Below are 12,825 nucleotides of genomic sequence, written 5' to 3' on the forward strand. Positions count from 1 at the left end.
TGCACATGAAAAAGAAATTTAAAGTCGGAAAAATAATCGTTGCCTTACTGGCATTGATATGGCTTGCAATTGCAGGTGCTCCTTTCTACTTTATGGTGGCATCAGCCTTCAAAGAACAGTTTGAGATATTTACAACAGGAGTTTTTGCAATACCGAAAGGCCTGTACTTGCAGAACTTTCACAAGGTCATTGAGGGGGATTTTTACAAGTACCTTTTTAATAGTATATTTGTAGTTGGAGTATCATTAGTATTGATATTATTTACATCTCTGTTTGCTTCATATCCTTTTTCAAGATTCAAATTTAAACTTAACAAGCCTCTTTTCGGAATAATAGTTGCTGCAATGGCTGTACCGATACATGTAACTTTGATACCTGTATTCCAGCTTACACAAAAATTGAACCTGTATGATACAATATTTGCACTCATTGGCCCATATACCGCTTTCAATCTGCCTATATCCGTATTCATACTTACAGGATTTATGGCACAAATTCCAAAAGAACTGGAGGAATCGGCCGAAATTGACGGATGCGGCAAGTATCGCACATTCTTCAACATTATAGCACCACTTTCAAAGCCGGGACTTGCAACACTCGCCATATACAACAGTGTAAACATGTGGAATGAGTTCAGCTTTGCTCTTGTACTTACACAGTCACAGAAAAGCCGTACACTTCCCCTTTCAATATGGGAGTACCAAGGACAGTATAATGCTAACATACCTATGATTATGGCTGTTTTGACCTTATGTGCATTGCCGATGATTCTTGCATTTGCCATTGGTCAGGATAAACTCATAAAAGGAATGATGGCCGGTGCGGTTAAAGGATAATTTTAACATAAAACAGGGTAAAATCGCAGTAGTTTGCTACAGACATAAGCCTCCAGATGGTATATAATAAGGCTATAAATTAACTAATGAGGTATAATATGAAAAAAATATTTAAAGCCCTTATTATACTGATGATCGTACTAATTTCTTCTGGATGCTTTTATGACGGAGATAACGTGCTGGTTAAGCCAAACCCTTCTAAAAAGCAATTGACTTTGTATACCATACAGGGTGATTCATCTGTAAACCAGGTAATTGCCGATTCTGTGTACAGATTTGAAAAGGATAACAGTAGTTTTGAAGTAGTACACGAACTTATACCCAACGACTTGTACAAGAACAGGCTATCTGTTTGTGTAGCAACTAATCAAATGCCGGATGTTTTTCCCACCTGGTCCGGGGGAATTTTAAAGCAGTACATAAGTATTGGTGGAGTAGTAAATCTTGAAAAATACATGAAGACCGACAATTACAGTCTGCGGTTTAATGACAAGGCGTTAAAGATGGTTACCGATGAGAACGGAATATGGGGTGTGCCTGTTGAAAATATGTCAATCGCACTTATATTCTATAACAAAGACATCTTTAATGCCTTGAAATTATCCGAACCAAAGACTTTTGATGAACTCAAGGATATAATAGTTAGGTTAAAGCAAAAGCAATACATCCCATTTGCACTTGCTAACAGGACAGCCTGGACAGGGTCGATGTTCTACATGTATTTTGTAGATCGCCTTGGTGGGCCTTCTGTTTTTGACAATGCAGCAAACAGGAAGAATAATGGTTCATTTGATAACGATGTATTTGTGCAGGCCGGAAAAATGGTGCAGGAGCTTGTAAATATGGGGGCTTTCCCAAAAGGCTTCAACTGGATGGACGAAGATGCCGGGGATTCCAGAAATCTTTTGTACAATAATTCAGCTTGTATGACATTAGCCGGTAGTTGGTTTATAAGCAATGTCAGATACGAAAAGCCTGATTTTGTGGAAAAGATAGGAGTATTTCCATTTCCTTCAATTCCAGGGGGAAAAGGGGATCCCCGTAATACTATCGGAACACTTGGAGACAATTATTACTCCGTTGCCAGTTCGTGTGAGTATCCTGATAAAGCCTTTGAGCTTATAAAATACTTAATTGATGATACTGCAGTAGAAAAGCGTATAGATGCAGGAAAAATACCGCCTGTCAAGGATCTGGACTTAGAAGATCCTTTGATTAATGAAATATTGGGTTATATAAATCAATCTCCAAATGTTCAATTCTGGTATGACCAGTACCTTCCTCCAAAGCTGTCGGAAGCTCATTTAATCCTTTCACGACGTATATTCGGAGGTGAAGACCCAAAAAGAGCAGCCGAGCAATTGGAAAAGATTACAAAACAATACTATAATCAGTAACAGGTGAGGATATGAAAAATTGGTTATTACAGTCAGTAAAAAAAACAATAAGAAATTTGACATTCCGATCAAAAATTACGTATTTTCTTGTAATAACGATTTGTATCACAGTTTTGATTGTAGTGGCTTGCTCATACACGATTACAAGCCGTTCAATAAAAGAGCAGGCAAAGAATATGACAATGCAACAGCTGGAACAGAATACACTGAATCTGGAGGACTATCTCAAAAATATTGAGAGTACCCCGGATAATATTATAAATGACAAAAGTTTTCAGGAATACCTTTCAAACCCCGATGAAGACAATCTGGAGTTTACTGATAAGGTTGACGATGTATACAAATTGATGTCCAACATACTTGGCTCAAAAAGAAATATATTATATGTATATGTTTATAAACTTCTCAATGGCAAGGAATTATATCTGGGGCCCACAAAAGCCGGAAATAAGTCGGACTTTTCAACGGGTATAGGATATTTATCTAAAAATGATATAACAGGTAGTCCTATAAGAACAAGTTTTAGGAAAGACCCTGTCATAAACAAGGAATATACCCTATCCATTTACCGACCTATATTTGATGTGTATAGAATAAGACAGCCAATAGGTATACTGGGTATTTCTGTTTCAGAGGATGTTGTTGCCCGATTCTATTCACATACAAATACGAATCTTCCCCTTGAAACCTTTATCATGGACGGAAATGGCATGATAATATCACATATGAATAAAAACAGGATATATGCCGATGCCGGACTTAAAAACATAGTACACAAGCAGGATGGTTCTAAGGAGATAAATGGAAAGCTTGTTGTTTACAAGTATGTAAAGGATTGGGATTGGTATGTCGTAGGCACATTGCCTATCAGTTATCTCCTCCGAGATAATAATGTTATGCTGTTAGCAATTTTTATTATAGTCATAATAACCTTGATAGTTGGTATTTTTATCTCCTATGGATTCAGTAAGCATTTGTTCAGACCCTTTGATGAGCTTATATATAGAATGTCCAGAGTGTCAACGGGAGACATGGAAACGAGAATAAGTTTGCCTACTTACGGATCTGATTTTCAGCAGGTTTCACAGGGCTTTAATATAATGGTTGAGCATATAGATGAATTAATGAAAAAGATATATGAGGAACAGAGGCAACTGAAAGAAATAGAGTTTAAGGCTCTACAGTCCCAGATTAATCCCCATTTTCTGTACAATACACTGGAATCAATTCATTGGCAGGCACTGCTTTGCGGACATCATGAAATCTCTACTATGGTAAAGGCATTAGCGGGCTTCTACAGAATTAGCCTTAGTAAGGGAGAGGCTATTATTCCTTTAAAAAATGAAGCAGAGCATGTCGACAATTATATGACCATACAGGAAATACGGTATAAGGAAAAAATGGAAAGCTATATTGACATACCTGAGGAATTTTATGACGTCAAAATTCCCAAAATGACTTTGCAGCCCTTGGTTGAAAATGCTATATACCATGGATTAAGAGGAAGGGAAGCAAAGGGGTTTATTAAAATAACGGCTGAAAGAGACGGAGATGACATTATTGTTAAAACCATCGATAATGGAACCGGAATGACAGCAGAGCAAATAAGCAGGTTGAACCAGACCTTGGAGGATAATGATCCAAGCGTGGGATATGGTGTCAGAAATGTTCACCAGAGGATAAAACTATTTCTTGGCAGCCCTTATGGACTGTATTACGAAAGTAATGAGTATGGCGGAGTAACCGTTAACGTCAGACTCCGCAGTGAAATACAAAGAACGGTGGGTGATGAATTTGTACAAAGTGTTGATTGTAGATGACGAAAGTATAATTCGCAATGGCCTTTACAATATGATACCATGGTCAAATTTAGGAGTAAGCGATGTTCTGACAGCATCGTGTGCAAAGGAAGCCCTGAAAATAGTGCAGGATACCAAACCGGATATAATGCTTACGGATATTTGCATGCCTGAAATGGACGGGCTGGAAATGACCAAAATTATGCTTGAAAAGGTGCCTGATTTGAAAGTAATTGTCCTGACAGGCTACGATGACTTTAAATACGCTCAAAAAAGCTGTTCACTGGGTGTTAAGGACTTTATATTAAAGCCGGTAGATGAGACCAGCCTTATTAAATGTATAAAACTACAAATAGACCATATACAGTCTGAAATACAATCTGCAGTTGAAAATAGCATTATGAGCCGTAAAAGGATGATTGAAAACCAGAGAGAGTTTGAAAAGTCACTGATTAAGCTTACTGAAAAAGCAGTTGATCACGCTTATGCCATTGAAGTACCGGAAGGTATAAAATTTGCAGATAATTGTGAATATCAGGTTGCGGTACTTACTCCTGAAATATCTGAGAATAGTATCTGGAATCAGCATAGGAATTTGCTTATGATGTCAGTAAAGAGTTTTTTTATTGATATGGTGGATGCAAAAAATTCAGGCTGGACTTTTCAGAATTCTGATGGTGATATAGTTGTTATATTTTATGTAGATAAAAAATCTGAAAATGCCGAAGAACAGATTTCAAAATTGCAGGAAATCATTAATGTGGAATTTGATGTAGAAATGAGGGTTGGAATAGGCCCCGTTGTTCCAAACATGTCACGGATAAAATTTTCCTATGGAAATGCAAGGGAAAAATGCGGTATTAAGAAATTAAATTCTGACAAACATCATAACTCCAAGCTTGGGAATGACTACCCAAGCAAAAAGGATAAACTTTTAGTTCTAAAAGAAAAAATACTTTCCAGCTTCCATGATACCGAAGCAGCAAAGGAATATCTTAAAAAGTACATAAACGAAGTTAAAATATCAGGAGTTTCAAAGTCTATAGCCGAGCAAAAGTTTTACGATCTGGCATCAGCTTTTTATTGGGAATACCTTAAAACTACAGGAAATCCGGCGGACGGCAGGCTGGAAACACTGATTACAACTCTTCAAACCAACGATTTAGAAAATTGCTGTGTATTTACCGAAATGTTTATTGTAAAACTAATGTATACTAATAAGAAGCAAATGCATGAGATAATAGAGGCGGCAACTGTATTTATCAATCAAAGACTTACTGAGGATCTGACAGTTTTTACTTTGGCAGAACAGTTCCATGTTGCAAGAAATTATTTCTCCAGACTTTTCAAGAAGGAAATGGGAGAGGGCTGCAACGAATATATTACTCGTAAACGTATCGAAAAAGCAAAGCATCTTCTTACTGTGTCTAGACTTAAAACCTATGAGGTAGCTGAACAGGTAGGATATCACGATACTAATTATTTTTCTCTTGCATTTAAAAAGAATACAGGACTTTCTCCTACAGAATTCAGGGACAGACAGAATAATCCGGAGTAAAAAGTTCTTAATGGAGGTTTGACATGCAGAAGATAAGATTGGGACGGACAGAGCTGATGGTTGCAAGAAGCAGCTTTGGTGCACTACCTATACAGAGAATTTCATTTGATGAAGCAAGAAAAATTCTTTTAAAGGCTTACAACGGGGGTATTAATTTTTATGATACTGCCCATATGTATACAGATAGTGAAGAGAAGCTGGGATATGCCTTTTCTGATATAAGAAAAGATATAATAATTGCAACAAAAAGTGTTGCAACAGATAGGAAGACACTGCTTGAACATCTCGAAACCAGCTTGAAAAATATGAAAACAGATTATGTTGATATACTTCAGCTTCATAATCCCGGTGTCCTGCCTGACCCGGAGGACCCTGAAAGCTCATATGCAGGCATGATGGAAGCTAAAAAGAAGGGTATGGTGCGCTTTGTAGGAATTACAAACCATAGAATAAAAACCGCAGTGGAAGCAGTTGAATCAGGTCTGTATGACACAATGCAGTTCCCACTAAGTTCCCTTTCTTCGGATATTGATCTTGAACTTGTTGAGGCATGCAGAAAAATGGATGTTGGGCTAATAGCTATGAAAGCCATGTCAGGTGGTTTGATTACAAATGCGGCGTCAACTTTTGCTTTTTTAAGGCAGTTTGATAATGTTGTTCCCATTTGGGGGATACAAAGAGAAGCTGAGCTTGACGAGTTTCTTGAATTAGAAAAAAACCCTCCTATACTCAATGATGAATTATGGGAGGTCATAAAAAGAGATCGTACAGAACTGGCAGGGAATTTCTGTAGGGGCTGCGGCTACTGTATGCCTTGTCCGGCAGGAATTGAGATTCCGACTCAGGCACGAATATCACTGCTTATTCGGCGAGCACCCTATCGACCGTTTTTGAGCGATGAGTTTAAAGGAAAGATGGAACTTATTAATAAGTGTATTGAATGTGGACAATGCAAAAACCACTGCCCATATAGTATTGATACTCCAAATCTTCTTAAAGTACAGTTGCAGGATTATAACGAGTTTTATGCTAAAAATAGATAAAGAATAAACATTACAATCGCAGTAAACATTATATTAAAAAAGGAGATTTAACTATGGCTGTTAACACTCGAATTTTTCACTGTGATGAATTCTTCCGACTTTCAAGGGAAGAAAAAAAGGAATTTGAAAGTATTATAAAAAAGGAACTGGAAGAAAACCCTGTAAAACATCTGGATACTGAATGGGGCCGTTTTGAAAATCTTCCTGAGATGACAGAGGAAGAAATCGACAAGCTGGCAGAAGATGTTTTATCTGAAATGACTCTAGAGCAGAAAGTTTACCAGATGTCATGTGACAATGACGCACGGTATGCACCTTTAAACCCTCCAAGATATAATTATATTCCATATTACGCAGGTGAGGACTTGGAATTGAACATACCGGCCGTTAAATTTACAGACGGACCTACAGGTATTGTTATGAGCTATAATGCTACTGCTTTTCCGGTATCAATTGCTCGTGGTTCAACATGGGACACGGAACTTGAGGAACGTGTGGGAAATATAATAGGTATAGAAGGCCGCTCAGGAGGTGCAAACTTTTTTGCAGGAGTATGTATAAATCTCCTTCGCCATCCTGCGTGGGGACGTGCTCAGGAAACATATGGTGAGGATACTGTCCTTTTAGGTAAAATGGGTGCTGCATTAACGAAGGGCGTTCAAAAGCATATGATGGCGTGTATAAAACACTATGTTGCCAACAGTATGGAAAATGCACGATTTAAAGTCAGTGTTGAAATGGATGAAAGAACCCTGCGTGAAATATACCTTCCTCATTTCAAGGAATGTGTAGACGCGGGTGCTGCAGCAATTATGAGCTCATATAACCGTGTAAGAGGAGAGTGGTGTGGTCACCATGATTACCTGCTGAATCAGATTCTAAATGGGGAATGGGGTTTCAAAGGATTTGTAATGTCTGACTTCATCTGGGGTGTCAGAGATACTGTAGATGCGGCAAACGGCGGACAATGCATGGAGATGTATGCAACTCAGTACTTTGGTAAAAGACTCGTTGAGGCTGTCAGAGACGGAAAAGTAGATAAAAGTAAGATAGATGCAGCAGTAAAGAGAATATTGAGACAAAAAATCAGATTCTCGTTTGTTGGAGATAAGGCACAATATTCCCCGGAAAAAATGGGAAGTAAGGAACATGCTGAGCTGGCTCGTGAGGTTTCTGAAAAATCAACTATACTACTTAAAAACGAAGGAATACTTCCACTTGAAAAAGATAAGGTTAAGAAAATTACAGTGGTTGGAAGGTTGGCTGTTGAACCTAATACAGGTGATTTAAAGGGAAGCAGTGCGGTATTTCCTCACTATGTCATAACACCGCTTCAGGGTATTATTAATGAGGCAGGAAGCGGAATAGAAGTTAAATATGTAGACGGTAGAACACCCCATCAGGCTCAGGAGCTGTCAAAGAATGCAGACGCAGTTGTTATTGTAGCAGGATTAACCTCTCTTGATGAGGGAGAATTTATTACAAATGGCGGTGACGTGGGAGGCGACAGGAAATATCTCGGACTGCACCCTGAAGATGAAGACCTTATTGAGACTGTATCAAAGGTAAACAAGAATGTAATTGTCGTTTTGCAGGGCGGAAGTACTATTATTGTTGAACCTTGGAAGAACTTGGCTAAGGCCATTCTTATCCAATGGTATCCCGGTATGGAAGGCGGAACTGCTCTGGCAAATATACTTTTCGGAAAAGTAAATCCTTCTGCCAAGCTGCCGGTTACAGTACCTGCAACTCCCCAGCAGTTGCCTTACTATGATATGAATGCAACTTCCATTGTATATGACTATTATCACGGCTACTTCCTAGCTGACAAGAAAAAGTACCCTGTTTCATACCCTTTTGGATTCGGACTCAGTTATACAACTTACAGCTACAGCAATCCAAAAGTTTCAAAGAAGGGTGACATAATTTCTGTTTCGGTTGATGTATCCAATACCGGAAAAATGGCCGGAGATGAAGTTGTTCAATTATATATAGGCTACAGGGGTTCAAAGGTTGAACGCCATGTAAAGGATCTTAAAGGCTTCACCAAAATACACCTTGAGCCGGGAGAGAAAAAGACTGGGGTAATTGAGATAAATAAGGACGACCTTGCATACTATTGTCCTGAATCAAAGCAGTGGGCGGTCGAGGATATACAGTATGTTGCAATGATTGGTGCATCTTCTGCCTGCAATGATTTACTTAAAGCTGATTTTGATTTAAAATAAATATAGTAGTATATAAAGGCATTACCGATAACAAACGGTAATGCCTTTATAAATTACTTTGAAAATAATAATGCCGGAAAAGGAAAAAATAAAATGATAAATATATACTTTTTTCAAACACAAATCGGGACAATAGGCATCGCAGAGGAAGATAACAGAATAACAAACGTTTTTTTTGAAACCGATTACAATAAGGAAGCTGTGTTTAATGGAGATAAGTTCCTGCAACAGTCAGGGTTTTATCTGAATGAAACAGCTCTTTTGAGAGAAGCCGGTAATCAGCTTGATGAGTATCTAAAAGGTAAAAGGATAGCCTTTGATTTGCCACTGGCTCCAAAAGGAACAGATTTTATGAAAACCGTTTGGAATTGTCTAAATACAATACCATATGGAGATACAAAAAGCTATAAACAGATTGCTGAAGCAGCAGGAAACCCAAAGGCATGCCGGGCAGTAGGGATGGCCAACAATAAAAACCCAATCCCCATATTTATACCCTGTCATCGTGTAGTTGGGGCAAACGGAAGTCTGACTGGATATAGAGGTGGCTTAGAAATAAAGCAAAAGCTTCTTGAAATAGAAAAAAGAAAAATTTGAATTTAATCAGATAATCTAGGTAAACCTATTTAATAGTTGAAATAAAAACTTAAAGAAGGGATACTTATTATGGGAAGATTCGAAGGTGCTGAAAAAGTCGGGATAAGGGATAAGGAGACAAGACAGCTTCTTGCTGTATATCCCTATAAAATTGACGGTACGGATGAAGAGATTGAGAAAGCTGTAAAAGATTGGTATTACAAGCAAAGCTGTATAGCAGAAGAATTTCTCTTGAAGTCCTATGTAGACGAACTTACGGAACATGAATTAAAATCTCGAAAAGATGATGATACAAAAAAAGTATATTAATGAAAAAGGGTATATCCATTAAAGTGTGGATTTACCCTTTATTTAATTTCTCTTTAGACAAAATAGTGATTTATACGTAAATATATATTAATAGTAATTTTGTTATAAAATTCTAAATGTTATATATGAAAGGTCAAGGAGGAAGTTATGGATAGCAGCAGTCTTTCCGATTACATGAGCAAAACCGTAGAGAATATTGTGAGCCAAACCATCAGGTCCACTTTAAAAAATCCCAAGGAAACAGCTTTTCTAATGAAATATTTGCTCACTACAAAAAAAGCAGCAGCCAGGAGAAAGAAAAGTGAAAAAGCAGGACTTCACATTCCTCCATTCCTGATAGCAAGTATAACTAAAAGCTGCAATTTAAGATGCAGTGGCTGCTATGCAAGAGAACTACATACCTGCTCTGCTGAAGTACTGGACAGTCAGATTACATGTGAGCGGTGGAATGAAATATTCCGGGAGGCAGAGAATTTGGGGATTTCATTTATACTTTTGGCCGGAGGAGAGCCTTTGATGAGAAGAGATGTTGTCGTAAAAGCTGCTGACAGCAAGAATATAATTTTCCCCATATTTACCAATGGTTTACTTATAGATAACTTTTACATAGACTTGTTCAGCAAAAATAGAAATCTGATACCAGTATTAAGCATTGAGGGTTATCAGGAGGAAACTGACCAAAGGCGGGGACCGGGTACATACAAAGCATTGTCAGAGGTGATGGGCAGGCTGGATGACAGTGGAATAGTTTACGGTACATCTGTGACGGTAACGACACAAAATATTGAGGAAGTTTCCAGTAAAAATTTTATTGATATGCTATCAAATCTGGGATGTAAAATCATTTTTTACGTGGAATATGTTCCGGCAGAAGAAGGAACCGATTATCTCGCTCCAACTGAAAAGGAACGTGAGTCACTGGCAGAAAGGCTTACAGAGTTGCGGTCAGATTACAAGGACATTTTGTTTTTGTCCTTTCCGGGAGATGAAAAAGCAACTGGAGGCTGCTTGGCAGCAGGAAGAGGATTTTTTCATATAAATGCTGGCGGTGGGGCAGAGCCATGTCCTTTTTCGCCTCAATCAGATACAAATCTCAGAGAAGTAAGCCTTAAGGATGCCTTGAAGTCACCATTGTTCGGAAGGCTTGACAGTGAAGGACTGCTGCTGGGAGACCACAAGGGAGGCTGCCTGTTATTTGAGAAAAAAGCAGAGGTAGACGCACTTACGGGTTTATAATAAATTCAGTTTTTTCACATTCACTCAGGCGATGGGAAGAGGCTGCTCTTTTCTTTTATTTTGAAACACAAATAATATCATAGTTGTATGTAAAAATTATACAAAAGAGCATGAGCATCAACAGGAATAGTTGATGCTTATAATATTGTATAAAGAAAAATTGAATATAGTTTTAATTTAGAAAATTGCATTAATATAGAATTAAAGAAATATATTATTTACAGATAATATATTTCTTTATATACAAAAGGAGACCCCCCACAGATTGAATATTTATTCAAATAAATGTAAAAACTAGAAAATATGTCGTAGAATGGAACAGATTATATGAACCAAAAAAATAATAAAGTGAACATCCTTGTTATAAATGGGAGTCCTAAAGGTATAAATAGTAATACGCTTAAAATAACAAATGCATTTCTAGATGGTATTAAGGTAAAATATCAGGGATTTGCTAAAATCGACATGGTTGTAGTAAGCACCAGTAATATTAATCATTGTAAAGGTTGTTTTTGTTGTTGGACTTCAACTCCTGGAAAATGTATTATAAATGATGACATGACACAAATTTTGTCTAAAATTATAAATGCAAACATTATTGTTTGGAGTTTTCCGCTTTATTACTATGGAATGCCTTCAAAGGTTAAGGCACTGCTTGATAGAAATTTGCCCTTATTATTACCGTATATAACTAATCGTGATGACGGTGGGAGTAATCATCCGTTTCGCTATAAAAGCAAACACGCTGAGATTATCTTAATCTCAACTTGTGGTTTCTACTCGACCATTAATAACTATGAAGCATTAATAAAACAATTTGATATATTGTATGGAACTAATTATACCAAGATTATTTGCCCTGAAGGAGAATTATTCTCCCAGAAGCAACTAAGTAATAGAATCAATGAATACTTATTATATGTTAAACAAGCTGGTGAAGAATATGCCTTTAATCGATCTTTTTCAGATGAAACAGAGCAAAAGCTTAATAGCCTATTATGTCCACCAAAAACTTTTGTTAAATTTGCAGATAATAGTTGGAATATAAAGAATATTTAAAAAGAAATACAGTCAGAAATTATGTTCTCAAGACATGTTCTCTTTTCTTAATGTTTTAATATATCTATGTATTACACATTCACATAAATTTTTCATTGTTACACTCATATCTTAGTCTATTTTGATAAAATTCAAATCTTTGAAATAATTTACAAAAATAATATTGAATCATAATGGAATATTTAGTAATATTATAGTAAAAGTTCCAAAAAATTGTAAAAATGTAAATACCAAAACTACCGGTGTAATTTGATTGAATTTATGACCTATTGTAAGGCAACTAAATTAATGTAATATTCTATAAAATATTCAAAGTTGGGAGAGGGGATAAATGAGTAAATGGTATCATGAAAAACACATCGTTGAATTTAATGAATGTGACCCGTCTAAAACAGTTTATAATTCCAAGTATTTTGTATGGTTTGAAAATTCCAGGTTTGCAATTGCCGAACAGGTGCAATTGTCATCTTATGTAGAAAAAATGGCTAAAGAGAAAGGGGATTCAATTATATTTCCTGTTCTTGAAGCCGAGTGCAAATTCTTGCTGCCTATTCCTATGGGTACTCATTTAATTTTGCGTACAAAACTAGAAAAGCCGAAGGCTGCAAAACTTGTTTTTAAACATATTGCGACAGGTGAATTGGATGGTAAAGAATATGCCGTTGCAACTACAACTGTAGGGGTGTTATCAGCAAAGAACGGACTACTTATAAGTCTAGACGACAATTTTAAAAAACTGATTAATGATTATTTAGAAAGTTAG

At 36.9% G+C, this 12,825-nt stretch carries 11 protein-coding genes; all 11 read left to right on the plus strand.

Annotated features, from left to right (window positions below; all coding sequences use genetic code 11):
* The first annotated feature begins 5 nt into the window (after positions 1-5).
* Positions 6-836, plus strand: coding sequence for a carbohydrate ABC transporter permease (locus L323_RS30060; protein ID WP_031342015.1), 831 nt, complete (start codon positions 6-8; stop codon positions 834-836).
* A gap of 98 nt (positions 837-934) precedes the next feature.
* Positions 935-2,233: an extracellular solute-binding protein gene (locus L323_RS30065; protein ID WP_020815371.1), complete on the plus strand. Its 1,299-nt coding sequence runs from the start codon at positions 935-937 to the stop codon at positions 2,231-2,233.
* A gap of 11 nt (positions 2,234-2,244) precedes the next feature.
* Positions 2,245-4,053 (plus strand): sensor histidine kinase, encoded by a 1,809-nt coding sequence (locus tag L323_RS30070; RefSeq protein ID WP_020815372.1) that lies wholly within the window; start codon positions 2,245-2,247, stop codon positions 4,051-4,053.
* Positions 4,022-5,590, plus strand: coding sequence for a response regulator transcription factor (locus L323_RS30075; protein WP_020815373.1), 1,569 nt, complete (start codon positions 4,022-4,024; stop codon positions 5,588-5,590). The genes L323_RS30070 and L323_RS30075 overlap by 32 nt, the downstream gene beginning before the upstream one ends.
* A gap of 23 nt (positions 5,591-5,613) precedes the next feature.
* Positions 5,614-6,633, plus strand: a complete 1,020-nt coding sequence (locus L323_RS30080; protein WP_020815374.1) for an aldo/keto reductase — start codon at positions 5,614-5,616, stop codon at positions 6,631-6,633.
* Between the two features lie 53 nt (positions 6,634-6,686).
* On the plus strand, positions 6,687-8,861 hold the full coding sequence (locus tag L323_RS30085; RefSeq protein ID WP_020815375.1) for a beta-glucosidase family protein: 2,175 nt from the start codon (positions 6,687-6,689) through the stop codon (positions 8,859-8,861).
* 93 nt (positions 8,862-8,954) lie between these two features.
* Positions 8,955-9,458: a methylated-DNA--[protein]-cysteine S-methyltransferase gene (locus tag L323_RS30090; protein ID WP_020815376.1), complete on the plus strand. Its 504-nt coding sequence runs from the start codon at positions 8,955-8,957 to the stop codon at positions 9,456-9,458.
* A 69-nt stretch (positions 9,459-9,527) separates the two neighbouring features.
* Positions 9,528-9,767 carry a hypothetical protein gene (locus L323_RS30095; protein ID WP_020815377.1) on the plus strand — a complete coding sequence of 80 codons (240 nt, stop codon included), beginning with the start codon at positions 9,528-9,530 and terminating at the stop codon, positions 9,765-9,767.
* A 147-nt stretch (positions 9,768-9,914) separates the two neighbouring features.
* Positions 9,915-11,003: a radical SAM protein gene (locus L323_RS30100; protein WP_020815378.1), complete on the plus strand. Its 1,089-nt coding sequence runs from the start codon at positions 9,915-9,917 to the stop codon at positions 11,001-11,003.
* Between the two features lie 327 nt (positions 11,004-11,330).
* A complete protein-coding gene (locus L323_RS30105; RefSeq protein ID WP_020815379.1) occupies positions 11,331-12,062 on the plus strand; it encodes a flavodoxin family protein in 732 nt (243 codons plus the stop codon).
* A 331-nt stretch (positions 12,063-12,393) separates the two neighbouring features.
* On the plus strand, positions 12,394-12,825 hold the full coding sequence (locus tag L323_RS30110; protein WP_020815380.1) for an acyl-CoA thioesterase: 432 nt from the start codon (positions 12,394-12,396) through the stop codon (positions 12,823-12,825).

It is taken from the genome of Ruminiclostridium papyrosolvens C7 (genome assembly GCF_000421965.1).
Lineage (GTDB): Bacteria > Bacillota > Clostridia > Acetivibrionales > DSM-1351 > Ruminiclostridium > Ruminiclostridium papyrosolvens_A.